General features: G+C 70.4%; 22 protein-coding genes. 10 read left to right on the forward strand and 12 right to left on the reverse strand.

Annotation, left to right across the window (positions count from 1 at the left end; genetic code table 11):
* Nucleotides 1–39 precede the first annotated feature (39 nt).
* A complete protein-coding gene (locus tag MET9862_RS14655; RefSeq protein ID WP_142583677.1) occupies nucleotides 40–1,308 on the reverse strand; it encodes an FAD-dependent monooxygenase in 1,269 nt (422 codons plus the stop codon).
* Between the two features lie 137 nt (nucleotides 1,309–1,445).
* Here MET9862_RS14655 and tesB point away from each other — a divergent pair, with 137 nt between their 5' ends.
* The 4 genes from tesB (at nucleotide 1,446) to MET9862_RS14675 (ending at nucleotide 6,119) form a co-directional block, all read left to right on the forward strand.
* A complete protein-coding gene (tesB, locus tag MET9862_RS14660; RefSeq protein ID WP_142583678.1) occupies nucleotides 1,446–2,309 on the forward strand; it encodes an acyl-CoA thioesterase II in 864 nt (287 codons plus the stop codon).
* A gap of 294 nt (nucleotides 2,310–2,603) precedes the next feature.
* Nucleotides 2,604–2,942: a P-II family nitrogen regulator gene (locus MET9862_RS14665; RefSeq protein ID WP_142583679.1), complete on the forward strand. Its 339-nt coding sequence runs from the start codon at nucleotides 2,604–2,606 to the stop codon at nucleotides 2,940–2,942.
* 61 nt (nucleotides 2,943–3,003) lie between these two features.
* Nucleotides 3,004–4,497 (forward strand): ammonium transporter, encoded by a 1,494-nt coding sequence (locus MET9862_RS14670; RefSeq protein ID WP_142583680.1) that lies wholly within the window; start codon nucleotides 3,004–3,006, stop codon nucleotides 4,495–4,497.
* 365 nt (nucleotides 4,498–4,862) lie between these two features.
* Nucleotides 4,863–6,119 (forward strand): outer membrane beta-barrel protein, encoded by a 1,257-nt coding sequence (locus MET9862_RS14675; protein ID WP_142583681.1) that lies wholly within the window; start codon nucleotides 4,863–4,865, stop codon nucleotides 6,117–6,119.
* Between the two features lie 209 nt (nucleotides 6,120–6,328).
* Here MET9862_RS14675 and serA read toward each other — a convergent pair whose 3' ends face one another.
* The 3 genes from serA to trmD form a co-directional block, all read right to left on the reverse strand.
* Nucleotides 6,329–7,921 carry a phosphoglycerate dehydrogenase gene (gene serA / locus MET9862_RS14680; RefSeq protein WP_142583682.1) on the reverse strand — a complete coding sequence of 531 codons (1,593 nt, stop codon included), beginning with the start codon at nucleotides 7,919–7,921 and terminating at the stop codon, nucleotides 6,329–6,331.
* Nucleotides 7,922–8,098: 177 nt separating this feature from the next.
* Nucleotides 8,099–9,268 (reverse strand): phosphoserine transaminase, encoded by a 1,170-nt coding sequence (locus MET9862_RS14685; RefSeq protein ID WP_142583683.1) that lies wholly within the window; start codon nucleotides 9,266–9,268, stop codon nucleotides 8,099–8,101.
* Between the two features lie 253 nt (nucleotides 9,269–9,521).
* Complete coding sequence (gene trmD, locus MET9862_RS14690) at nucleotides 9,522–10,235, reverse strand: tRNA (guanosine(37)-N1)-methyltransferase TrmD (protein ID WP_142583684.1); 714 nt, start codon at nucleotides 10,233–10,235, stop codon at nucleotides 9,522–9,524.
* Nucleotides 10,236–10,472: 237 nt separating this feature from the next.
* Between trmD and MET9862_RS14695 the strand changes: the two genes are divergently transcribed.
* Complete coding sequence (locus tag MET9862_RS14695; RefSeq protein ID WP_142583685.1) at nucleotides 10,473–11,261, forward strand: bestrophin-like domain; 789 nt, start codon at nucleotides 10,473–10,475, stop codon at nucleotides 11,259–11,261.
* 4 nt (nucleotides 11,262–11,265) lie between these two features.
* Here MET9862_RS14695 and rimM read toward each other — a convergent pair whose 3' ends face one another.
* The 4 genes from rimM to MET9862_RS14715 form a co-directional block, all read right to left on the reverse strand.
* Complete coding sequence (rimM, locus tag MET9862_RS14700) at nucleotides 11,266–11,931, reverse strand: ribosome maturation factor RimM (protein ID WP_142583686.1); 666 nt, start codon at nucleotides 11,929–11,931, stop codon at nucleotides 11,266–11,268.
* Between the two features lie 180 nt (nucleotides 11,932–12,111).
* Nucleotides 12,112–12,474 (reverse strand): 30S ribosomal protein S16, encoded by a 363-nt coding sequence (rpsP, locus tag MET9862_RS14705; RefSeq protein WP_142583687.1) that lies wholly within the window; start codon nucleotides 12,472–12,474, stop codon nucleotides 12,112–12,114.
* A 62-nt stretch (nucleotides 12,475–12,536) separates the two neighbouring features.
* On the reverse strand, nucleotides 12,537–14,099 hold the full coding sequence (gene ffh, locus MET9862_RS14710) for a signal recognition particle protein (protein ID WP_142583688.1): 1,563 nt from the start codon (nucleotides 14,097–14,099) through the stop codon (nucleotides 12,537–12,539).
* 20 nt (nucleotides 14,100–14,119) lie between these two features.
* Nucleotides 14,120–14,332: a glutathione S-transferase gene (locus tag MET9862_RS14715; protein WP_142583689.1), complete on the reverse strand. Its 213-nt coding sequence runs from the start codon at nucleotides 14,330–14,332 to the stop codon at nucleotides 14,120–14,122.
* Nucleotides 14,333–14,605: 273 nt separating this feature from the next.
* Between MET9862_RS14715 and MET9862_RS14720 the strand changes: the two genes are divergently transcribed.
* The 4 genes from MET9862_RS14720 to MET9862_RS14735 all read left to right on the forward strand — a co-directional run bounded on the left by MET9862_RS14720 (nucleotide 14,606) and on the right by MET9862_RS14735 (nucleotide 18,317).
* Nucleotides 14,606–15,196, forward strand: a complete 591-nt coding sequence (locus tag MET9862_RS14720; RefSeq protein WP_142583690.1) for an ATPase — start codon at nucleotides 14,606–14,608, stop codon at nucleotides 15,194–15,196.
* A 551-nt stretch (nucleotides 15,197–15,747) separates the two neighbouring features.
* Nucleotides 15,748–16,770, forward strand: a complete 1,023-nt coding sequence (locus MET9862_RS14725; RefSeq protein ID WP_142583699.1) for a Rieske 2Fe-2S domain-containing protein — start codon at nucleotides 15,748–15,750, stop codon at nucleotides 16,768–16,770.
* 177 nt (nucleotides 16,771–16,947) lie between these two features.
* A complete protein-coding gene (locus tag MET9862_RS14730) occupies nucleotides 16,948–17,184 on the forward strand; it encodes a DUF6894 family protein (RefSeq protein ID WP_142583691.1) in 237 nt (78 codons plus the stop codon).
* Nucleotides 17,185–17,249: 65 nt separating this feature from the next.
* Nucleotides 17,250–18,317 (forward strand): MBL fold metallo-hydrolase, encoded by a 1,068-nt coding sequence (locus MET9862_RS14735; protein WP_142583692.1) that lies wholly within the window; start codon nucleotides 17,250–17,252, stop codon nucleotides 18,315–18,317.
* Here MET9862_RS14735 and MET9862_RS14740 read toward each other — a convergent pair whose 3' ends face one another.
* The 4 genes from MET9862_RS14740 to hslV form a co-directional block, all read right to left on the reverse strand.
* Nucleotides 18,318–19,157 carry an EamA family transporter gene (locus MET9862_RS14740; protein ID WP_142583700.1) on the reverse strand — a complete coding sequence of 280 codons (840 nt, stop codon included), beginning with the start codon at nucleotides 19,155–19,157 and terminating at the stop codon, nucleotides 18,318–18,320.
* Nucleotides 19,158–19,239: 82 nt separating this feature from the next.
* Entirely contained in the window at nucleotides 19,240–20,553 is a 1,314-nt protein-coding gene (gene hslU, locus MET9862_RS14745; protein ID WP_142583693.1) for an ATP-dependent protease ATPase subunit HslU, read from the reverse strand.
* Nucleotides 20,554–20,668: 115 nt separating this feature from the next.
* Complete coding sequence (locus MET9862_RS14750; protein ID WP_142583694.1) at nucleotides 20,669–22,339, reverse strand: methyl-accepting chemotaxis protein; 1,671 nt, start codon at nucleotides 22,337–22,339, stop codon at nucleotides 20,669–20,671.
* Nucleotides 22,340–22,408: 69 nt separating this feature from the next.
* Nucleotides 22,409–22,948, reverse strand: a complete 540-nt coding sequence (gene hslV / locus MET9862_RS14755; RefSeq protein ID WP_438616617.1) for an ATP-dependent protease subunit HslV — start codon at nucleotides 22,946–22,948, stop codon at nucleotides 22,409–22,411.
* 185 nt (nucleotides 22,949–23,133) lie between these two features.
* On the opposite strand from hslV, the gene MET9862_RS14760 reads away from it, so the two are divergent.
* Nucleotides 23,134–24,411: an aspartate aminotransferase type Ic gene (locus MET9862_RS14760; RefSeq protein WP_142583696.1), complete on the forward strand. Its 1,278-nt coding sequence runs from the start codon at nucleotides 23,134–23,136 to the stop codon at nucleotides 24,409–24,411.
* Nucleotides 24,412–24,778: the final 367 nt, after the last annotated feature.

A 24,778-nucleotide genomic window follows, 5' to 3' on the forward strand; every position in this document is an offset into this window, starting at 1 on the left:
GGCACCCAACCAAAGGCGACCAGTCCCTTCGGAGTCCCGTTACAGGCGCTCGCCGCGCAGCAGACGGGGGCCGCGGCTCGCGGCAGCCTCGCCGGCGAAGAAGCGCTTCAGCCCCGGCAGCCGGTCGACCATCCCGAGGCCGAGGTCGCGGGCGAGGCGTACGGCCAGGCTGTCGTTCGAGAACAGGCGGTTGAGCCCGTCCGTGGCCGCCGCCATCGCCACCGTATCGAACCGGCGGGCGCGCTCGTACTCGGCCAGCACCTCCGCACCGCCCGGATCGAGCCCAAGGCGCAACGCCCCCGTCACTGCCTCGGCCAGCGCCGCCGCGTCCGCGAGGCCAAGATTGAGCCCCTGGCCGGCGAGCGGGTGGATCACGTGGGCGGCATCCCCGAGGAGCGCCAGCCGCTCGGCACGGAACCGGCGTGCCACGCCGAGCGCGAGCGGATGCACACTCGGACCATCCTCCAGGGCGATGCGCCCCAGCTCCGGCGTGAAGCGGCGCTCGATCTCGGCGAGCACGTCCTGCGCATCCCCGCCGAGGAGCGCCGGCACATCGGCCGCCCGCTCCGTCCAGACGATCGAGGACCGGTGTCCCAGCCTGCCGCCATCGGCGAGCGGCAGAACCGCGAAGGGTCCGCTCGGCAGGAAGTGCTGGAAGGCGCGGCCGCCATGCGGCCGTTCGTGCGAGACCGTCGCGACGATGCCCGATTGCGGGTAGGTGCGGCCGACCCAGCCGATCCCCGCCGCCTCGCGCAGGCGCGAGCGCGCCCCATCCGCCGCGACGAGGAGGCTCGCCCGCAGCACACGCCCGTCAGCGAGTTCCACCGCGCGGGCGCCGGCCTCGGCGGGCGCGCGGCGGATCCCCTCGGGCAGGAGATCAATCCCGGCCGCGCGGCAGGCGGTCAGCAGCGCCGCAGCCAGCGTCTCCGCCTCGACCATGTGGGCGAGAGGCTCACCCGGCTCCCGGTCCGCCTCTGCACCGAAGGTGAGGAAGGCGGGGCGGACCGGATCGGCGAGGCGGCTGTCGCTGATCACCATCTCGGTGACGGCCTGCGCGCCGGATCCGAGTTCCGCCCAGATGCCGATCTGCTCCAGCATGCGCCGGCCGCCCGCCGCCACCGCGTAGGCGCGCCCCCTGTGCCGCGCGGGCCCGGCCTTCAGCGCGGGATCGCAGACCGTCACCGCGAGCGCGGGACCGTGCGCCTGCTTCAGGGCGAGGGCGAGGGTCAGGCCGGCAAGGCCGGCCCCGGCCACGACGAGGCTGCGGCCGCGGCGCGTCCCGGGGCTTGCGACCGTCGATCCTGTCATCACGCGCCCTCGATGGTCCGCCTCGCGGGGGAGGTGGGGCGCCCGGCCGGACCGGGCAATGCGGCATGGATTGCCAAGACGCGGGGCTTATGTCGAATCGCGCGGGACCGGGGGCATCCGGACACAGCAGCAGGGCCATGATCGACATCCTCGCCGAACTCCTCGACATCCTCGACCTCGAGCGCCTGGAGGAGGACCTGTTCCGCGGCGTGAGTCCGACGGTGAGCTGGCCCCGCGTGTTCGGCGGCCAAGTGGTGGCGCAGGCGCTGGTGGCAGCGACCCGCACCGTGCCCCCGAGCCGGCCGCCGCATTCCCTGCACGCCTATTTTCTCCTCGGCGGCGACCCGAAGGCACCGATCGTCTACGAGGTCGAGCGCATCCGCGACGGCGGCAGCTTCACCACGCGCCGCGTCAAGGCGATCCAGCACGGCCGGGCGATCTTCGCCACCTCGATTTCCTTCCACGCGGAGGAGGCGGGCTACGCCCATCAGGCGCCGATGCCGCAAGCCCCGGACCCGGACGGGCTGCCGAGCGTGAAATCCCTGATCGCCACGGGAATCCCCAACCTGCCGCCTGCGATCAGCGGCTACTTCGCCCGTGAGCGGCCGATCGAGCTGAAGCCGGTCGACCTGCGGCGCTACCTCGAGCCGGGCCCGGCCGAGCCCGTCTGCAATGTCTGGCTGCGGGCGGTAGCGCGGCTGCCGGACGACCCGGCGATCCATCAGGCGGTCCTCGCCTATGCCTCGGACATGACGCTGCTCGACGCCGCGCTGATCGCGCACGGGCGCTCGGTCTTCGATCCCGAGATCCAGTCGGCGAGCCTCGACCACGCCCTCTGGTTCCACCGGCCGTTCCGGGCCGATTCCTGGCTGCTCTACGCTCAGGACAGCCCCTTCTCCGGGGGCGCCCGCGGCTTCTCGCGCGGACAGATCTTCGACCGGGACGGAGCGCTGATCGCCTCCGTGGCCCAGGAGGGGCTGATTCGGCCCCGAACGCGCTAACGCGTTCGTGATGAGCAAATCTTGCTGCCGATCTCAGCATAATGCTCAAAAACTGATCAGCAGCTTGGCCATACATCAGGCATCTCGCGGCTTCGAACGTCTAAAGCATGGGCAGATCAACGTAATCCCGGAAAGTTCCGGTCCGCGGCGTCACAGGCCGGTCATGGCATAGTCCTTGAATGACCCGGCGCCGAACGCGGGGCCATTCCGGCCCGCCGCGGGCAACCCGGACCGGGTCGCCGCGCCCGTGACGGCGCCGGCCCCGGTTCCAACCGGAAACAGGGGGCACGGCCCATGAAAATCGTGATGGCCATCATCAAGCCGTTCAAGCTGGAAGAGGTGCGCGACGCCTTGACCGGCATCGGCGTGCACGGCCTGACGGTGACCGAGGTCAAGGGCTACGGCCGGCAGAAGGGCCACACCGAGATCTATCGCGGTGCCGAGTACGCCGTGAGCTTCCTGCCCAAGCTCAAGATCGAGGTGGCGGTGCCCTCCGACCTGACCTCCAGCGTGATCGACGCCATCGCGGGCGCTGCGCGCACCGGCCAGATCGGCGACGGCAAGATCTTCGTGATGCCGCTGGAGAAGGCGGTCCGCATCCGCACCGGCGAGACCGACGCCGACGCCCTCTGAGCCCCGCGGCTCAGCCTCCTTTCACTCACCACCGACAAATGCGACCGGGAGTCTCGTGTCCATGAAACTTCGCAATGCCCTCGCGCTCGGGCTGGGAGGAGCGGCGCTCGCCCTTCTTCTGGCCGAGCCCTCTCTCGCGCAGACGCCGGTCCCCGAGGCCGCGCCCGCGGCGCCCGTCCCGAACAAGGGCGACACCTCCTGGATGCTGATCTCGTCGGCCCTGGTGCTGATGATGTCCGTGCCCGGCCTGGCGCTGTTCTATGGCGGCCTCGTGCGCACCAAGAACATGCTCTCGGTGCTGACGCAGATCTTCGCCATCGTCTCCGTCGCCTGCCTGCTGTGGGTGTTCTTCGGCTACAGCCTCGCCTTCACCAATGGCGGCGGCCTCAACGACTTCGTCGGCGGCTTCTCGAAGGCCTTCCTCAAGGGCGTCGATGCCAACTCGACGGTGGCGACGTTCTCGAACGGCGTCGTCATTCCCGAATACGTCTACATCTGCTTCCAGATGACGTTCGCGATGATCACCCCCGCCCTCATCGTCGGCGCCTTCGCCGAGCGGATGAAGTTCTCGGCGCTGGTCGTGTTCTCCATCCTGTGGGTCACGCTGATCTACTTCCCGATGGCGCACATGGTCTGGTACTGGGGCGGCCCGGACGCCGTGGGCAACGCCGCCAAGGCGCTCGCCGCCGCGACCGACGACGCCGCCAAGAAGGCCGCGCAGGACGCTCTCGACGCCGTCAACGCCGATGCCGGCATGCTCTTCAAGTGGGGCGCGCTCGACTTCGCGGGCGGCACCGTGGTCCACATCAACGCGGGCATCGCCGGCTTCGTCGGCTGCCTGATGCTCGGCAAGCGCATCGGCTACGGCCGCGACCTGCTCGCCCCGCACTCGTTGACCATGACCATGATCGGCGCCTCGCTGCTCTGGGTCGGCTGGTTCGGCTTCAACGCCGGCTCCAACCTCGAGTCGAACGGCACCGCCGCCCTGGCGATGATCAACACCTTCGTCGCCACCGCCGCCGCGGCCGTCTCCTGGCTGTTCGTGGAATGGGCGCTCAAGGGCAAGCCCTCGCTGCTCGGCATGCTGTCGGGTGCCATCGCCGGCCTCGTCGCCGTCACCCCGGCCGCGGGCTTTGCCGGCCCGATGGGCTCGATCGTGCTCGGCCTGGTCGCCGGCGCCGTCTGCTTCGTGATGTGCTCCAGCGTGAAGAACGCCCTCGGCTACGACGACTCGCTCGACGTGTTCGGCGTGCACTGCATCGGCGGCATCATCGGTGCGCTCGCCACCGGCATCCTGGTAAACCCGGCTCTCGGCGGCGTCGGCCTGCCGGACTACACCACGAAGCCGGGCGAGCTCGTCGTCGGCCCCTACGACCTCGCCACGCAGCTCATCGCGCAGGGCAAGGCCGTCGGCTTCACGCTGCTCTGGTCGGGCATCGGCTCGGCGATCCTCTACAAGCTGATCGACGTGACGATCGGCCTGCGCGTCACGCAGGAGGAGGAGCGCGAGGGTCTCGACATCGCCGATCACGGCGAGCGCGCCTACAACTACTGATCGCCCCACCTTCCAGTCAGCGATCACAGGAGGTCCCGGCTCGCGAGAGCCGGGACCTCTCTGCATTCAATCGAGGCGAATCAGGTCTCTGGACGACAATGCTGTCACGCGGTGTCATTCGCCGAGAAAACGACGGTTCCGGCCGTCACCACGACCTGGCCAGGACCGGAATTAACGATTTTTTCACGATACACGATTGGGCGGTCTCTCAGGAATGTGACCCTGTCGCAACATCTTGGAACCATCGCGGCTTCGCAGCTGCGAATGCCTCTTAAGTAGGCAATTGCCCGCAGATTGGTTTTGCTCTGGTACGCCCGAACCGGCAACCTTGTCAGCATAGACAAGAAAGCCAGGGGCTCGAAACCATGACTTCCAAACTGTTCCTGCAGAGTGCGACGGCGATGGCCGCGGTTCTGCTCTGTCTCGGACAGGCCCAGGCCGCCGATATGCCGGCCCCGGCACCCGCCCCGGCCGCGACGGGCCCCTGCAAGGTCGCGATCACCTTCCCCGCCTTCGGCGGCGTCATCAAGCAGAACCCGGATCCGGCCTGCTTCCAGACCGGCATCGGCGAGATCTATGTCGGCGGCGCGGTGACCGGCTACGCCTACAATTACAGTGAGCGTCTGCCGTCGTTCTACACGCCCGTCGTGCCGGGCCAGCGCGACGACCGCGTCGCCCGCGTCGACTTCTCGAACGTGCAGGCCTTCATCCAGAAGGCTGACGGCCCGCTGCAATTCTACGTGCAGACCGGCCTGTACTCGATCCCGGCCCTCGGCTTCCCGACCTTCAGCGCCGTCGACCAGACCAACCTGCTCTTCGGCCCCCTCCCGGTCGTGTTCGGCAAGTGGCAGATCAACGACGAGTGGTCGGTCCAGGGCGGCCGCATGCCGACCAATATCGGCTCCGAGCTGGCCTTCACCTTCCAGAATCTGAACATCTCGCGCGGCCTGCTGTTCAACCAGGAAAACATCGTCAACCAGGGCGTGCAGATCAACTACTCGAGCGGCCCGCTCTCCGCCTCGTTCGCGGTCACCGACGGCTTCTACTCGGGTGAGCTGAACTGGGTCACCGGCGCGGTGGTCTACAAGCTCGACGACGCCAACACGATCGGCATCAACGGTGGCACGCACTTCTCGAGCTACAACAACGTCAACCAGCCGAACCGCTTCTATTACGCGACCCCGCTGACCCTGCAGAACAGCAGCATCGTCAGCGCGAACTACACCTATTCGGCCGGTCCCTGGATCGTGACGCCGTACATCCAGTACACCAATGTCGAGCGGAACAACGTGCTCGGCCTCGCCGGCGCCGAGACCTTCGGCGGCGCGCTCCTCGCGAGCTACGCCTTCACCGACAACTTCGCACTGGCCGGCCGTTTCGAGTACATCACCCAGAGTGGCAGCCGCTTCAACCCGTTCGGCCAGACCAACGTGCTCTACGGCGCCGGCAGCTCGGCCTACTCCTTCACGGTCACGCCGACCTTCACCTGGGACCGCTACTTCATCCGCGGCGAGTACTCGCATGTCGAGCTCGTGGACTTTACGGCCGGCCTGGGCTTCGGTCCCGCCGGTACGCGCGGCAGCCAGGACCGCTACATGGTCGAGACCGGCTTCACCTTCTGAGGCCGGGACGGGCATCCCGAAAACGGGATGCCCCACACACGAAAGGGGCGGCCGCGATCCTCGCGAGCCGCCCCTTTCGTGTGTGGTCTAGGGTGTCGAGAGGGGTGCCCCCTCTCGCGGGTCCAGGGCGGAGCCCTGGTCTGCGAAGCGAGCGCCAGGGCTCCGCCCCGGCACCCCGCCAAAGGGATGATCCCTTTGGAAACCCAGAATCAGAACCGGACGGGACGCACGCGCTTGACCTGGGGGATCGCGGCGATCTTCGCGAGCACGGATTCGTCCACGGGGCCATCCACCGCCACGAAGGCGATGGCGTTGCCGCCCTCCGCGTCGCGGCCGAGATTGAACGTGCCGACATTGACGCCGGCCTCGCCGAGCACCGTGCCGAACCGGCCGATGAAGCCCGGGCGGTCGTGGTTGCGCACGTAGAGCATGTGCGGGGCGAAGGGCGCCTCGATCTCGATACCCCGGATCTCGACCACGCGCGGCTTGCCGTCGTGGAACACGGTGCCGGCGGCGTCGCGCGGCATGTCCTCGGCCTCGACAACGATGCGGACCACCGACTCGAAGTTGCCGAGGCCGCCCTCGCGCTTGATCTCGTCCACGACGATGCCGCGCTCGCGGGCGATGGCCGGCGCCGAGACCATGTTGATCTCGGAGAGGACGGGCCGCAGCACGCCGGTCACCGCCGCCGCGGTCAGCGCGCGGGTGTTCATGCCGGCGACCTGGCCCTCGTAGGTGATGCGGATACCCTTCACCGGCGCGTCGGTGAGCTGGCCCAGGAAGGAACCGAGCTGCTCGCACAGGGCCACGAAGGGCCGCAGCCGCGGCGCCTCCTCCGCGCTGATCGAGGGCACGTTGACGGCGTTGCGCACGGCGCCGGTGGCAAGATAGTCCGCCATCTGCTCGGCCACCTGCAGCGCCACCTTCTCCTGGGCCTCCGCGGTGGAGGCGCCGAGATGCGGCGTACAGACCACGTTGGGGTGAGTGAAGAGTGGGTTCTCGAAGGCCGGCTCCACGGCGAAGACGTCCAGTGCCGCCCCCGCCACATGGCCGGACTCGAGGGCCGCGCGGAGCGCCGCCTCGTCCACCAGGCCGCCGCGAGCGCAGTTGACGATGCGGACGCCGCGCTTCGTCCGCGTCAGCGCCTCCGCCGATAGGATGTTGCGGGTCTTGTCGGTGAGCGGCACGTGCAGGGTGACGATGTCGGCGCGTGCCAGCAGCTCGTCGAGCTCCACCTTCTCGACGCCGATCTCGACCGCCCGCTCCGGGCTGAGGAAGGGATCGTAGGCGATCACCCTCAGCTTCAGGCCGATGGCCCGGTCGGCGACAATCGCGCCGATATTGCCGCAGCCGACGACGCCAAGGGTCTTGCCCGTCAGCTCGATGCCGAGGAATCGATTCTTCTCCCAGCGCCCGGCTCGCGTCGAGGCGTCGGCCTGCGGGATCTGGCGCGCCAGCGCGAAGATCAGCGCCACCGCGTGCTCGGCCGTGGTGACGGCGTTGCCGTGGGGTGTGTTCATCACGATCACGCCGCGGGCGGTGGCGGCGGCCACGTCCACGTTGTCGACGCCGATGCCGGCGCGGCCCACCACGCGCAGGCGCTCGGCGACGGCGAGCAGCTTCGGCGTCACCCGGGTGGTCGAGCGGATCGCGAGGCCGTCGTAGCGGCCGATGATCGCGGCAAGGGCATCCTTGTCCTTGCCGAGGTCGGGACGGAAATCGGTGTCGATACCGCGATCGCGGAAGATCTGGACGGCGGCGTCCGACAGGGCGTCGGAGATCAGAACCTTGGGAGCGGGCATCGGCGGCCTCGGACTCGTCGGCGAGACGCGGGGCGCGCGCAGAGCATCGGCCAGCCCGGCCGGGGCGCACCGGTCACGGAACGGAAAGGGAGCGCCGCACGCCGCGCGGCGCCTGTTTCGGCGGCATCGGGTGCGGGAGCCGGCCCGGACGGACCGCGCCGGCTCGGCGAATGCAGGTCAGGCGGCCTGGGCGAGCTTGGCCTTCTCCTGGGCGAAGGCCCAGTCGAGCCAAGGGGTGAGCGCCTGGAGGTCGGCGGCCTCGACGGTGGCACCGCACCAGATGCGCAACCCGGCCGGCGCGTCGCGATAGGCGCCGATGTCGAGAGCCACCCCTTCGTGGTCGAGCCGCTCGACGATGCCGGAGGCCACCGCGGCCACCGCCGCGTCGCCACGGGCGAGCACGTCCGGATCCGCGAGCACGAGGCAGACGCCGGTGTTCGAGTAGGTCGCGGGATCGGCGGCGAGATGCCCGATCCAGGGGGTGCGGGCGACCCAGTCGTGGATCACCCTGGCATTGGCATCGGCCCGGGCATGCAGGGCGTCGAGACCGCCGATGCGCTCGGCCCAGCTCAGCGTATCGATGTAGTCCTCGACCGCGAGCATGGAGGGCGTGTTGATGGTGTCGCCCTTGAAGATGCCCTCGATGAGCGTGCCGCCCTTGGTCAGACGGAACACCTTCGGCACCGGCCAGGCGGGGGTATGGCTCTCCAGCCGCGCCACGGCGCGGGGCGAGAGGATCAGCATGCCGTGCGCGGCCTCGCCGCCCATCACCTTCTGCCAGGAGAAGGTGACGACATCGAGCTTGTCCCATGCAAGCGGCTGCGCAAAGGCGGCCGAGGTGGCGTCGCAGATCGTCAGCCCCTCGCGGTCGGCCGCGATCCAGTCGCCGTTCGGCACCTTGACCCCGGCGGCGGTGCCGTTCCAGGTGAAGACGACGTCGTTGTGCTTGGTGTCGATGGCCGAGAGGTCCGGCAGCACGCCGTAGGGACCCTTGTGGACGCGCGGGCTGATCTTCAGCTCCTTCAGCGCGTCGGTGACCCATTCGAGGCCGAACGCCTCCCAGGCCGCGACCTCGACGGTCTTCGGGCCGAGCATGGTCCACATCGCCATCTCGACGGCGCCGGTATCGGAGGCCGGCACGATGCCGATGCGGTAATCGTCCGGCACGCGCAGCACCGTGCGGGTGAGGTCGATGGCCTGTTTCAGCTTGGCCTTGCCAAGCGCCGAGCGGTGCGAGCGGCCGAGCGCCGCATCGCGCAGGGCATCGAGGTTCCAGCCGGGGCGCTTGGCGCAGGGGCCGGACGAGAAATTGGGCACGCGGGGGCGCGCGTCGGGGCGGTCGTACATCTCTGCGGATCCATCCTTCCAGATGGGCGCTCCTCGTTGGGGAGGAGTGTCCCGCCGCTGCCCATGCGCTCAAGTGCAGCCGCACGCAAGAGGCCGGACCGCAACAGCGCGTGAGGTCAGGCCGCACCCTTCTCCACATAGGCGCGCAGCACCGCGTTGACGCGGCTCTGCCCCCCTCGCCGGAGGCGCGCAGCTTCTCCAGCACATCGGCATCGATGCGGATCGAGATCGCCTCCTGCCAGAGCGGCCGGCCTCAGCCCTTTCGCTCCCGCGCGGCGATCAGGTCCGGCCGGCGCTCGGCGGTGAGGCGCTCGGCCTCGGCCCGGCGCCAGCGGGCGATGGCCCCGTGGTTGCCGCCGTTCAGCACTTCGGGAATGGCGCGGCCCTCCCACTCGCGGGGCCGGGTGTAGTGCGGATATTCGAGCAGGCCGCCCTCGAAGCTCTCCTCCTCGCCGGAGGCGATCTTGCCCATCGTGCCGGGGAGAAGCCGAACGCAGGCATCGAGCAGGACCAGGGCCGCGACCTCGCCGCCGGAAAGGACGTAGTCGCCGATCGAGACCTCCTCCAGACCGCGGGCTGCGATGACGCGCTCGTCCACACCCTCGAAGCGACCGCAGACCGCGATCAGGCCGGGACCTTCGGCGAGGGCCCGGACCCGGCCCTGCGTGAGCGGCCTGCCGCGGGGGGACATGAGCAGGCGCGGGCGCGGATCTTCGGCGGGCGCTGCCGCGTCGATCGCAGCGGCCAGCACGTCGCAGCGCAGCACCATCCCGGCCCCGCCACCCGCGGGCGTATCGTCGACGCTGCGGTGGCGACCAAGGCCGTGCGCGCGGATATTGCGGGCCTCCAGGCTCCAGGCGCCGCGCGCCAGCGCATCCCCGGAGAGCGAGAGGCCGAGGGGGCCCGGAAACATCTCGGGATAGAGGGTGAGGACCGTGGCGCGCCACGGAACCGGGTCGGTCGTCATGCCCGCGGTGATGGCCTCGCCCCGCTCGCGGGTCAATCGCGAGCACAGGAGCGCGCGCCGCCGCAGCGGAGCCCGGTTCGGCGCGAGAGCCGGCGTCGAAGCGAGGCGTCGGAGCCGCCATCGCCTGCAATACCATCGCGAATGGCCCCCGTCGCGGCGTTCACCGAATCCTAGCCCCGCCCCGGCAGTGTCGCCCGGTCCCGGGGCGGTCGCGGTCCGGGCGTCCGGGAGCACACCATGATCCTCGGCCTCTGGCTCGACCAGCCGCTCTGGCTGATGTTCGGCACGGTCGCCCTGCTGTTCGGAGCGGCGAGCGCGCTCCTGTGCGTAATGACTTGGCTCGCCGCCACGCGCCGGCTGATGCGCTGGCTCGGGACCGGTCTCGTGCCGACCTACTTCACAGCGATCTCGGTCCTGCTCGCGCTGATGACCGGCTTCGTCGCCAACGACGCCTGGGAGCGGCAGCGTCAGGCGGCGAAGGTGGTGCAGACGGAGCGGGCGAACGCCCTCGCGATCCGCGATCTCAGCCTCGCCACGGTCTCGGACATGGCACCGATCCGCAAGGCGCTCGCCGAGTATCTCGAGGCGGTGGTCGGCGACGAGTGGGTCCGCATGCGCGACGGCGAATCCGCGCCGAGAGCCGGCGCGGCGCTCGGGCGCCTGCTGCAGACGGTGTCCGACCCCAAGATCGGGGCGGAGGCGGGCCTTCCCGCCCAGGCCGCCCTGCTCGACGCAGCGATGGCGCTGCGCGCCGCGCGCGGCGAGCGCCTCGCTCTCAGCGACGCACAGGGGGACGAGACCAAATGGCTGACGCTCATCGTGCTCGCCGGGCTCACCCTCGTCGCCATCGCGCTGGTTCACCTCGACAATCCGGGCGCGCAGATCACGTCGCTGGCGCTGTTCTCGATCGCGGTGGTGACGACCCTCGGCCTGATCGCCCTGCACGAGCGGCCCTTCGACGGACCGGTCGCCCTCAGTCCCGAGCCGCTGCGGATCGCCCTGGCGGGGATCCGGCCGCAGCCCTGAGAGACTAACCCGGATCGTCGGCCGGCTTCTCGCCGGGCGCCGCGAAGAAATCCTCCGGCAGCGCCGCGACGAGGCGGCGATGAGCGAGGTCGAGCGTCGGCACGAAGGCCTTGGTGAAGGGCAGGAGCGCGGTCGCGCCCCCTTGCGCGGGCCGGATCTCCAGGAGGTCGCCGCCGCCGTAATTCGGCACCGCGACCACGCGGCCGAGCAGGGTGCCGGCCTCGTCCACCACGCTCACCCCGATGAGGTCGGTCAGGTAGAACTCGTCCTCCTCCGGCTCGCTCAGGACAGCCCGGGGAATCGAGAGGGTGACGCGGTTGAGGGCTTCGGCGCCGGTCCGGTCGTCGATCCCCTTCACCCGCACCAGCAGGATGTCGGGGGCGGCGCCGGGGGCAGGGCGCACGTCGAGGAGTTCGAGGCTGCGCCCGTCCGAGGCGCGCAAGGCGCCATAGCCCGCGATCGCCTGCGGCTCGCCGGTATGGGATTTGAGCCGGACCTCGCCGTGCAGTCCGTGCGGGCGGCCGAACTCGCCGAGCAGCACGAGGTCCGGATCGGGCAGGGCCGGCTTCGGGGGAGGGCCCTTGCGGGCCGTGGTCACCGCGGCCGGATCGAGCCGGCCGGTGCGCCGCGCGCCATCGCCGTGAGAGGTGGATCCGGGACGACGGGCCATGCGGGGTGGCAAATCCTTGTGGTGCATCTCCCCGAATCCCTCGGAGAGCGATGTCGTTCATGCGCGATGCACGGCACGCGCGCCATGCCCCCTCTCCCGGTCGAGGGGAGACGAGGCTTGGAGCCGTCCCCGGTCGCGTTGCGACCGGGGACGGCTCCGAGGTCCGTGTTGTGACGCGCCTTAGGCCGCGGCGTCCTCGGCCGGGGCGGCGGCCTTCTCGGCGCGCTTGGCGGCACGCTCCTTGGCCTTGTCGCCCGGCTCGGCCTTCTGCGGGTTGTTGCGGGCCGGGCGCTTGGCGAGGCCGGCAGCGTCGAGGAAGCGCAGCACGCGGTCGGTCGGCTGGGCGCCCTTGGCAAGCCACGCCTGGACCTTCTCGGTGTCGAGCACGATACGGGCCGGATCGTCCTTGGCCTTCATCGGATCGTAGGCGCCGACCTTCTCGATGAAGCGGCCGTCGCGCGGGGCGCGGGCGTCGGCGACGACGATGCGGTAGTAGGGGCGCTTCTTGGCGCCGCCGCGGGTGAGACGGATCTTGAGGGACATGCGTTGCTCCTAGGCGTGACGTGATCTGAGCTGCTGGCGCGAAGTCTTCCGACGCCTCTCGCTCACTTCTTCTTCCCGAACGGGAATCCACCGAGTCCGGGCAGCCCCGGCATCTTCGGCCCGCCGAGCCCCGGAAGGCCCGGCATCTTTCCGCCACCGAGACCCGGCGGCATGGGCGGCAGCTTGCCGCCGAACTGCTTCTCCAGCGCCGCGATCTGCTCCGGCGTCGGCTCGGGCATCCCGGGCGGAAGGCCCGGCATGCCGCCGCCCATCCCTCCGCCGCCCAGGCCGAACATGCTGCCGAGCGCCTGGCCGATGCCGCGTTTCCCTGAGCCCATCGCCTTCATCATGTCGGCCATGGTCCGGTGCATCTTGAGGAGCTTGTTGATCTCCTCGACCTTCACGCCGGATCCAGCCGCGATGCGCTTCTTGCGGCTGTTCTTGAGGAGGTCGGGATTCTTGCGCTCCTGCGGCGTCATCGAGGAGATGATCGCCCGCTGGCGCTTGAACATCTTCTCGTCGAGGTTGGCGCCCTCGACCTGCTTCTTGATCTGGCCCATGCCGGGCAGCATGCCCATCAGGCCGCCGATGCCGCCCATCTTCTCCATCTGGGCGAGCTGCATGGACAGGTCCTCAAGATCGAACTTGCCCTTGCGCATCTTCTCGGCGGTGCGCATCGCCTGCTCGGCATCGATGGTCTCCGCCGCCTTCTCGACGAGGGAGACGATGTCGCCCATGCCGAGGATGCGGTTGGCCACGCGCGCCGGGTGGAACTCCTCCAGCGCGTCGACCTTCTCGCCGACGCCGACGAGCTTGATCGGCTTGCCGGTGACCGCCTTCATCGAGAGCGCCGCGCCGCCGCGGGAATCGCCGTCCATGCGGGTCAGCACGATGCCGGTGACGCCGAGCCGCTGGTCGAAGGCGCGCGCGGTGTTCACCGCGTCCTGGCCGGTCAGCGCGTCGGCGACGAGCAGCACCTCGTGCGGGTTGGTGGCCGCCTTCACCTCCGCGGCCTCGGCCATCAGGGCCTCGTCCACCGTGGTGCGGCCGGCGGTGTCGAGCATCACCACGTCGAAGCCGCCGAAGCGGGCGGCGTCCATGGCGCGCTTGGCGATCTGCACCGCCGACTGGCCGGCGACGATCGGCAGCGCCTCGACGCCCACCTGCTTGGCGAGCACGGCGAGCTGCTCCATCGCGGCCGGACGCCGGGTATCGAGGGAAGCGAGCAGAACCTTCCGCTTCTCGCGCTCGGTCAGGCGCCGGGCGATCTTGGCGGTGGTGGTGGTCTTGCCCGAGCCCTGCAGGCCGACCATCAGGATCGGCACGGGGGCGGGGGCGTTGAGGTCGACCGTCTCGGCCTCGGTGCCGAGCATCGCCACCAATTCGTCGTTGACGATCTTCACGACCATCTGGCCGGGCGTCACCGACTTGAGCACGACGGCGCCGACCGCCTTCTCGCGGACACGGTCCGTGAAGCCGCGCACCACCTCGAGCGCCACGTCCGCCTCGAGCAGGGCGCGGCGCACCTCGCGCATGGCGGCGGTCACGTCGGCCTCGGTGAGCGCACCGCGGCGGGTGAGCCCGGAGAGGATGCCGGAGAGGCGGTCGGAGAGACCTTCGAACATGCGGCTGGGGTCCGTCCCGCTTACTGGTGCAGCCCGGCCCGCTCGACGCGGCGGGCCTGGAGGTCGGCCTCGAAGGCCTGGATCGCGCGGGCGAACTTGTCCCGGCACTCGGTGTTGCAGAAGCCGACCACGGCGCCGTTATAGAGCGTCAGGGCATCGGCCGAGATCGGCTTGCCCGACCAGGGGCAGGTCTCGTTGATCGCATCCGCGATGTTGAGGCTCTCAGACGGCATGGCTCGATTCCTGAAGCCGATCGCCAACGCCGATGGCGCCCGAGGGCGCAGACGCGCTGTCGGGCGTTGACCTCCAGCCTCATGGACCGGTCGGCCTCTCGGAATCGACGACGAGCGTCGGTCGGGGAGCTGGGGCCGTAGCTGCGGGTGGGCGGGAAGTCAAGGTCGAGATCTACAACCAGAGGCTTCAGTTTGGCCGGACGAGCGGGAATTTTACGGATCGTTAAACATGTTCCTTCACGGATGGTCAGGACCCGCAAGGACTGAACGCCGATGTCGGACCCCGCCCGCCACGTCCCGCCGAGCGAGAGCGGGCACCGCTCCGCCTCGGGCTCCCTGCGCGACTGGCTCGCCGCGATGCGGACGCAGACGCAGATGCAAGGGGCGGCCCCCAACCTCGAGGCCCAGCCCGAGCCACGACCGGTGCGGCCCGAGCCGAGCTGGAGCCCGCGCCTCGTCGAGCCCGCCCCTCCGCCGGCCCCCGAGGATACGGACCTCTCGGACCTGATGGCCGAGAACCTGATGCTGCAGGCCAAGCTCAAGGTCGAGGGTGAGCGGCAGGAGGCCCTGCAGGAACTCCTCGCCCAGGAGATCCGCAGCCTGCGCGGCCACGTGCAGCAGGAGATGGACGCGCTCCAGGCCTTCCGCGTCGAGCGCGAGCAGATCCTGACCGAGCGCGACGCGCTGCGGGCCGAATGCGCCCGGCTGACCGCCGAGCGGGATGCGATGCGGGCCGAGCGCGAGAAGGCAGAAGCCGAGCGCGAGGGCTTGCGCCTGGACCGTGACCGCCTGCGCGAGGACAGCGATCTCTGGCGAGCCCGCGCCGAGGCCCTTGCCCAGCCGCTGTTCCAGGCCCGGCGCTGAGCCATCCGCAGGTTGGACATTTCCGAATCCTCGCCCTGAAGACGGTCAGCCGTCTTCAGGGTGCAAGCGCGTCGGCGCACCCTTGCACCCGACTGCGCTGAGCCGGAACGGATCCGACGTCGAGCAAAGAAGCCCCAGAAACGCCGAAGGGCCGCCCGAGAGGGCGGCCCTTCCATTGCCGAACCGCAGGTTCGGCCGAAACTGTCCCGAGATCGGGTCTCAGACGCCCTTAGAGGCAGGCGCCGGAGGCGACGGTCCAGGTCCGGAAAGCCGAAGACTGCGGCTGATGACAATGAGACACTGGATCACCTCCTTTCGTTCGTTGCGGGAGACACGAAGGTAGGCGGCGCAGGAGCGCTTGTGAAGGGCATGGGCTGCGCCCTCTCGCCGCAATGCAGCGAAGGGGCCCCCGCGCCGGCCCGCAGGCTTCCGCGAGCCGGCGCGGGGGCGTAAGAGGGCAGCCTGATCCGAAGCCCAAGGCAGCCCGCCGCCCCGTGTCCGTCTCCCCGCTGCCCAGCCAACGCTCCGACGACGCCCTCGACCCAACGGCGATGCGCCAGCCCCTGCCGGATGCGTGGTACTGCGTGGCCGAGTCGCGGGCGCTCAAGAGGAACGGCCTCACCGCGGTCGCCCTCAACGGCGAGCAGCTTGTGCTCGGGCGCGGCGCGGACGGGGCGCCCTTCGCGCTGCGTGACCGCTGCCCGCACCGGGGCATGGCCCTCTCCAAAGGTCCCTTCGACGGCGACACCCTGATGTGCCCGTTCCATGGCTGGCGCTTCGGCACGGACGGGCGCTGCCGCGCGGTGCCGACTCTCTCGACGCACGATGCCGCCGACTTCTCGCGCATCGCGGTCCAGCGCTTCCCCGTGCGGGAGAGCGCCGGGTTCGTCTGGGTGAATCCGAGCCTGCAGGAGGGCGGGCCCGTTCCGGCGATCCCCGCCCTCGATTTCGAGCCGGCGGGCTCCCTCGTGGTGGCGCTGGAGGTCGAGGCCTCCTTCGACCTGACCACGCTCAGCCTCGTGGATCCCGGCCATGTCGCGTTCGTGCACGATTCCTGGTGGTTCCGGCCCTCGAAGGAGCTGCGCGAGAAGGTGAAGACCTTCCAGCCGGTGGAGCACGGCTTCGTCATGACGAGCCACGCGACCACCAAGAGCTCGCCGGTCTACCGGCTGCTCGGCGGAGTGCCCGAGGTCGAGATCGAGTTCCGGCTGCCCGGCGTACGCTTGGAGCGGATCGTCGCCGGGGCGAAGCGGGTGGCCAACTACACCTTCGCCACGCCGCTGACGGCGAACCGGACGCTGCTCACCAACGCCCTCTACTGGAGCATGCCCGCCCTCAACCTGCTCAAGCCGGTGGCGCGACCGCTGATGCGCCAGTTCCTGACCCAGGACCAGCAGGTGCTGCAGCACGCCCAGGCCGGGCTCGATCGCAAGCCCACCATGGTGCTCCTCGGCGATGGCGATCTGCCCTCGCAATGGTATTTCCGCCTGAAGCGCGAGGCACTGGAATCGGCCCGCGCCGGCCGCCCCTTCGCCAACCCCTTGGAGCGGCGGGAGCTGCGCTGGCGCTCATAGACGCGCGCCAGTCCCGAACGGTCGCGCCGAGGCGCTAGGTCTTTATTCCACCACGCCGGACCTGCGTGAGACTGATCTGGACTTCCGCAGGACCCGCTCGGGACCGCGACGTAAAGACTTCGTTAACCCTAAAAGCCTAGCGGTTGCCGGATCGACCTCCTGCGCAGCGATCCTCCGATGCCCCGCTTCTTCATCGACCTGCACGACGGGTCCCAGCCGGTGCACGACGATGTGGGCTTCGAGTTGCCGGATCTCGCCGCCGCGCGCGGCAAGGTGACCCGCATCATGGGCGTGATCGCGCAGGACCTTCAGCCGGATCTGGAGCGTCAGGACTACGTCGCCTGCGTGCGCGACGATGGCGGCCGGGTGGTCTATCGGGCACGGATGTCGCTGGTGGCGGAGGCCGTGGAGTAGGGGCCCCTGCGGCGCGGCCGCGCCCCACGCTTGACGGTGGCGCGCGGCTCGCCATGTCCCAGGCCATGAAACGGCGAAGCCTGCTCACGGTCGCGAGCGCGGCCACGGTGATGACGCTCGGCGGCGTCGGCTACGCCGCGCACCGGCGTTCCCGCAACCCCTATTACCAGGGCCCGAAGAGCGACCATTTCGACGGCCTGCGCTTTCACAGCCCGGACCAGGCCGCCGACAAGGACCTCGCCGACGTGATCCGCTGGCAGCTCTCGCGCAAGGGCGAGGCTTGGCCGGCGCAGTTCCCGAGCCCTTTCCAGCCAGACAAGCCGCCGGAGCGCGTCTCGGGCCTGCGCGTCGTGCTGATCGGCCATGCGAGCTATCTCGTGCAGGTGGCGGGCCGCAACATCCTGATCGACCCGGTCTTCGCCAAGCGCGCGAGCCCGACCCGCTTCGCCGGGCCCAAGCGGGTCAACCCGCCCGGCATCGCCTATGCCGACCTGCCGCCGATCGACGCGGTGTTGATCACCCACAACCACTATGACCATCTGGAGGGGCCCACGGTCGCCCGCCTCTGGCAGGACCACCAGCCCGCGATCATCGCGCCGCTCGGCAACGACGCGATCCTCAAGAGCTACGACGACGGCATGCCCGTCGAGCCCCGCGACTGGGGCGAGAGCATCGATCTGGGTCAGGGGCTCGCCGTGCACCTGACGCCGGCCAACCACTGGTCGGCGCGGGGACTGAACGACCGCCGCATGGCCCTGTGGTGCGCCTTCGTTCTGACCTCGCCCACGGGCGTGCACTACCATGTCGGCGATACCGGCCTCGGCGACGGCGCGATCTTCCGCGAGATTCGCGCCCGCTTCGGCGCACCGCGCCTCGCGACGCTGCCGATCGGCGCCTACGAGCCGCGCTGGTTCATGAAGCCACAGCACATGAACCCGGAGGACGCGGTGGAGGCGTTCAAGCTCCTCGGGCCGGGCCAGGCGCTCGGCCACCACTGGGGCACCTTCCGCCTTACCGACGAGGGCGTCGAACGGCCGGCCCAGGCCCTTGAGATGGCTCTCGACGCGGCCGGCCTGACGCGGGACCGCTTCCTGGCGCTGCGTCCCGGGCAGGTCTGGTCGGCCGAGGGCTGATCAGGGCGCTGCCGTGCCCGGCCCGACGCGGGCACGGCGGCGGCTTCCCACAGTGATCCCGGCCGAGGCCACAATGATGCAGGCGATGGCGAGCTCCTGCACGGCGGTCAGATGCTCGCCGAGGACGATGAGCGCCGCGAAGGAGGCGATCGCCGGCTCCAGACTCATCAGCACGCCGAAGCTCTGCCGGTCGAGGCGGCGCAGGGCAAACATCTCCAGGGAGTAGGGCAGGGCGCTGGAGGCGACCGCCACGGCGAGCCCGCTCGCCAGCACGGCCGGCGCGAACAGGCCCGTCCCGGCCTCGGCGAGGCCGAAGGGCGCGACGACCAAGGCCGCCGTCGCCATCCCCAGCGAGACGGCCTGCCCCCCATGCGCCCGGCCAGCGCGCTGGCCGAACAGGATGTAGAGCGCCCAGGCCAGAGCCGCCCCGAGGACGTAGGCGACACCGACCGGATCGAGAGCACCCAGCCCGCCCGACGCGCTGCCAAGCGGCAGGAGCAGCCACAGCCCCAGCACGGCGAGCCCGATCCAGAGAAAATCCATCGGCCGCCGCGAGGCCGCGAGCGCGACAGCGAGCGGCCCCGCGAACTCGATCGCCACCGCCGGCCCGAGCGGGATAGTGCGCAGCGCCATGTAGAATAGCAGATTCATCAGGCCGAGGGCCGCCCCGTAGAGCAGGATCCAGCCGGCCTCGCCCGCATGGAGGCTGCGCCGCCAGGGCCGCCACACGGCGAGCAGGATCAGCGCCGAGAACCCGACGCGCAGGGCCGAGACGCCCGCGGCCCCGACCAGAGGGAACAGGCTCTTGGCGAAGGCCGCCCCGGTCTGGAGCGAGACCATGCCGGTGACGAGGGCTGCGACGGGCAGGAGCAGGGCGGCGGGGCGGGACTCGGTCACGGCTCGGCCGCTGCCGCGCGCGGTGCTACAGGATGAACCGGCTCAGATCCGCGTTCGCGGCGAGGCTCTCCACCCGGGCGCGGGCATAGGCCGCGTCGATCGCCACGGTCTCGCCGCCGCGGTCGGTCGCGGTGAACGAGATCTCGTCGATCACCCGTTCGAGCACCGTCTGCAGGCGCCGGGCCCCGATATTCTCCACCGAGCCGTTCACCTCCACGGCGACGCGGGCGAGGGCGTCGATCGCGTCCTCGGAGAAGGCGAGGGTGACGCCCTCGGTCTCCATCAGCGCCACCGTCTGCTTGATCAGGCTCGCCTCGGTGGCGGTGAGGATCTGCTTGAAATCCTCGACGTTGAGCGGCTGCAGCTCCACGCGGATCGGCAGGCGGCCCTGGAGTTCCGGCAGGAGGTCGGAGGGCTTCGAGACGTGGAAGGCCCCGCTCGCGATGAACAGGATGTGGTCGGTCTTCACCGGCCCGTGCTTGGTCGCGACCGTGGTGCCCTCGATCAGCGGCAGCAGGTCGCGCTGCACGCCCTCGCGCGAGACGTCGGCCGAAGAGCGCCCCTCCCGGGCGCAGATCTTGTCGATCTCGTCGAGGAAGACGATGCCGTTGTCCTCGACCTCGCGGATCGCCTCGCGGGTGAGCGCGTCGTCGTCCACGAGCTTGTCACTCTCCTCCGCGAGCAGCGGGGCATGGGCGTCGCGCACGCTGATGCGGCGGGGCTTGGCCCGCGCGCCGCCCAGCGCCTTGCCCAGCACGTCGCCGATATTGATCGCGCCCATCGAGGCCCCCGGCATGCCGGGGATCTCGAACATCGGCAGGCCGGTCGGGCCGCTGCTCGCGAGTTCGAGCTCGACCTCCTTGTCGTCGAGCTCGCCGTTGCGCAGCTTCTTGCGGAAGCTGTCGCGGGTGGCCGCGCTCGCGGTGGCGCCGACCAGGGCGTCGAGGATCCGCGCCTCGGCCGCGGCCTCGGCCTTGGCCTGCACCGCCTTGCGCTTCTCCTCGCGGGTCAGGCCGATGCCCACCTCCACGAGGTCGCGCACGATCTGCTCCACGTCGCGGCCGACATAGCCCACTTCCGTGAACTTGGTGGCCTCGACCTTCAGGAAGGGCGCTCCGGCGAGGCGGGCGAGGCGGCGGGCGATCTCGGTCTTGCCGCAACCGGTCGGCCCGATCATCAGGATGTTCTTGGGGGCGACCTCTTCGCGGAGCGGACCGCTGAGCTGCTGGCGCCGCCAGCGGTTGCGCAGCGCGATCGCCACCGCCCGCTTCGCGTCGTGCTGCCCCACAATGAAGCGGTCCAGTTCGGAAACGATCTCGCGAGGGGAAAACGTGGTCATCGCTTGGGGCCAGCCTCGAGCGCGCATCGGCAAAAGGACAAGCCCCGGAATGGGGTCCCGGGGCTCGCCGCGCAAGGGGTTCGCAGGAGGGAGGTGGCTGCGCCCGGGGACGATCTCAGGCCGCGCGCACTCCGCCGACGAAACTGTCGACCTCCTGGCTGAGGCTGCCGGCGCGCTGGGCGAGTTCGCCGGCCGCAGCCAGCACCTGCTCGGAGCCGGCACCGGCCTCGCTCGCCGCGTGCCGGACCTCGGAGAGCAGCACCGTCACCGCCTCCGTGCCCTCGGCCGCCTCGGCGACGCTGCGGGCGATCTCGCTGGTGGCGACCTGCTGCTCCTCCACCGCGGCGGCGACGCCGAGCGCGATCTCGTGCACGCTGCCGATGGTGCTGTCGACGGCGCCGATCGCGGAAACCGTCTCGCGGGTGGCCTTCTGGATCGTGGCGATCTGCGCGGTGATCTGATCGGTGGCCCGGGCGGTCTGACCGGCCAGCTCCTTGACCTCGGCGGCGACCACCGCGAAGCCGCGGCCCGCCTCGCCGGCGCGGGCCGCCTCGATCGTGGCATTGAGCGCCAGCAGGTTGGTCTGACCGGCGATGCTCGCGATCAGGCTCACCACCTCGCCGATGCCGGCGGCGCTGCGCTCCAGGATCTCGACCTGCTCCTGGCCGCGGCGGGTGCCCTCGACGGCGCCCGCTGCGGCATCGGCCGTGCGCCCCACCTGCTCGCCGATCTCGCGGGCGCTCTCGGCGAGTTGCTGGGCGGCGGCCGCGACCGACTGGACGCTCGTTGCCGTCTCACGCGCGCGGATCGCCCCGGCTGCGGCGCGCCCGCTCGTCGCCTCGGCATTGCCGGCAAGCGTCCGGGCCGTGGCCTCCATCTCGGCGGCCGCGGCGGCAAGGTGCTGGACGAGCTCGCCGACGCTGCCCTCGAAGTTCTGGGCGAGCGCGTTCATCTCGCCGCGCCGCGCCGCGCGCGCGGCCGCTCCGGCGCGCTCCTGCTCGGCGCGCAGGTCCTCGGCCGTCCGCATGGCCTCGGCGAAGACCTGCATGCTCGCCCAGATCGCGCCGATCTCGTCGCGGGTCGGCTTCACGGCGGGCAGGTCGTGCTGGCCACCGGCGAGGCGGCGGATCGCATCGGAGACCGCGGCAAGCGGACGGGCAATTTGGCGCTGGGCGATCAGGCCGCAGAGCACGGCGCTCGCGAGCGTGCCGCCGAGGGCGAGCACGAGGAGCAGGATCATGCGCTGGTTCACCAGCGTCTCGGTCGCCGCGTCGATCGCCTCGACCTCGGCGCGGCCGCGCTTCACAAGCTCCGCGATGCCCGCCTGGAAGGCGCGGCGGTTGTTCTGGTTGGCGTCGTTGAAGCCGAGATCGGCGGCAGCCTTCGGCGAGATCTCGGTGCCGGCCCGGGCGATCTCGGTGCGCATCGCGGCGAAGGCCGCGGCGTCCGTCTTCAGCGCCTCGAAGAGCGGCCGGTCGGCGGGCCCGACGATCGGCTCCCAAGCCTTCAGGAGGGCATCCATCGCGGCGAGGCCCTTCGCGATCCCGTCGGCGTATTTGCGGGCCTCGGCGCGATCGGCGGAGGCGTACACGCCACGCGAATCCATCGTCACCTCGGAGGCGAGGCGGTTCAGGTTCGCCCCGTTGAGGGCGCGCGTCGCGGCGAGCTTGGTATCGTCGATGGCGCCGCTGAAGCTGACGAGCGAGCCGATACTGACGCCTGCCACCGCCAGGGTCACCGTGCTGCAGCCCGCCACCAGCGCGAGCAGTTTCGTACCGATCTTCATGTGCAGAGCGCCCCACTCCCCTGGGGGCACATTGCGCACAATATCTCAAACCATCCTTAATGGCTGGACTTATCGTTCACTCACCTCGTCCAGGCTCTCGATCACGAGGCTCCCGTTCGTATACACGCAGATATCTGCGGCGATCTTCATCGCACGACGGACGATGGTCTCGGCGTCGTGCTCGCCGTCCTCGAGGGCGCGGGCGGCGGCGAGCGCGTAATTGCCTCCCGAGCCGATCGCCATCACGCCCGTCTCCGGTTCCAGCACGTCGCCGGCCCCGGACAGGAGCAGGCTGACCTCCTTGTCGGCGACCAGCATCATCGCCTCCAGGCGGCGCAGGTAGCGGTCGGTGCGCCAGTCCTTGGTCAGCTCGACGCAGGCGCGGGTGAGCTGGCCGGGATACTGCTCGAGCTTGGCCTCGAGACGCTCGAACAGCGTGAAGGCATCCGCCGTCGCGCCCGCGAAGCCGCCGATCACCGCGCCCTTGGCCAGACGCCTCACCTTGCGGGCATTGCCCTTCACGATAGTCTGGCCGAGGCTGACCTGCCCGTCGCCGCCGATGACGACGCGGCCGCCCTTGCGCACCATCAGAATCGTCGTCGCATGCATGCGCGGGAGGGCGTCGTGCTCGGCCAAGGCTGTCTCCGGTGGCGTCGTCAGGTGATGATCGTTGCGCCGCAGGTAAGCGCTGACCGGCCCGAATGCCAACGGGGTGCTTGACCTCGCGCCGAAATTGCGTGCTCAGGACCCGCAAACCCAACCGACCCGATCGGGAAACGCCAAGGAGAGGCGCCATGCCGCCGCTGTCCGAACTGTCCAACGAGGCGCTCGCCGACCTGCGCGCCGGTCTCCGCCAGGAATTCGAGGCGCTGAAGGGCCAGGGCCTCAAGCTCGACATGACCCGCGGCAAGCCGGCCTCTGCCCAGCTCGACCTCTCGGCCGAGATGCTGGCGCTCCCGGGCAACCGCGATACCACCGCCGAGGACGGCACGGACGCGCGCAACTACGGCAACCTGCAGGGTTTGGCCGAGACCCGCGCCCTGTTCGCGACCCTGATGGGCGCCCCGGCCGATCAGATCGTGGTCGCCAACAATTCGAGCCTCGCGCTCATGCACGACACCATCGTCTACGCGCTGCTCAAGGGCGTGCCGGGGGGCAAGGGTCCCTGGTCCAAGGAGGAGCCGATCAGCTTCCTCTGCCCGGTGCCGGGCTACGACCGCCACTTCGCCCTGTGCGAGGGCTACGGCATCCGCATGATCCCGGTGGAGATGACGGGTGAGGGCCCGGACATGGACGCCGTCGAGAAGGCGGCCGCCGACCCGTCCGTGAAGGGCATCTGGTGCGTGCCGAAATACTCGAACCCGAGCGGCGAGACCTATAGCGAGGCGACCACCCGGCGGCTCGCGGCGATGAAGACCGGCGCGCCGGATTTCCGCATCTTCTGGGACAATGCCTACGCGGTGCATCACCTGACCACCGAGCGGCCGGCGCTTGCCAACATCCTCGAGGCCTGCGCCGAGGCCGGCAACCCGAACCGCGCCGTGGTCTTCGCCTCGACCTCGAAGGTGACGCTCGCCGGTGCCGGCCTCGCGCTCTGGGCCTCCTCGCCGGAGAACGTGCGCTGGTATCTCGCCCAGGCCGGCCGCCGCTCGATCGGGCCGGACAAGCTCAACCAGCTCCGCCACGTTCGCTTCCTGCGCGACGATGCCGGCATCGCCGCCCATATGGAGAAGCACCGCGCGCTGATCGGCCCGAAATTCGCGGCCGTCGATGAGGCCTTCGCCGCCCGCCTGAACGGGCAGGGCGTCGCCCGCTGGAGCGCGCCGAAGGGCGGCTACTTCATCACGCTCGACGTGCAGGACGGGACGGCGAGCAAGGTCGTGGCGCTCGCCAAGGAGGCCGGCATCGCGCTGACCCCGGCCGGCGCCACCCATCCCTACGGCAAGGACCCGCACGACCGGACGCTGCGCATCGCGCCGACCTTCCCGAGCCTCGCCGAGGTGCGCAAGGCCGCCGAGGCGGTGGCGCTCTGCACGCTGCTCGCCGCCTGCGAGGCGCGTCTGGCGGGCTGACACGGCCATCCCCTCTCCCCGCTTGCGGGGGAGAGGGTCGCGACGACCTCGTCGTCGGCGCGACGACGCGGCAGCCGAGGGTGAGGGGCGGTTTCGAGTAGAGGCTTTTCCGGAGCCGCCCCCTCACCACCGCTCCGGCTCACGCCTCCGCTTCCTGCCTGCACGCCCGGGTGCAGGCAGGCCTCTCCCCGCAAGCGGCGAGAGGGGGGTCGGTACCCCTCAGCGCTGGCGGCTCTTCACGCTCACGATGTTGGAGGCCTGGGCCTTCCGCTCCGGCAGGATGTCTTTGACCTTTGCGACGATGGCGGCGGCGTCGAGGCCGGCCTCGGCATACATCCGCTCCGGCGTGTCGTGGTCCTGGTAGGTG

Source organism: Methylobacterium symbioticum (assembly GCF_902141845.1).
GTDB lineage: Bacteria > Pseudomonadota > Alphaproteobacteria > Rhizobiales > Beijerinckiaceae > Methylobacterium > Methylobacterium symbioticum.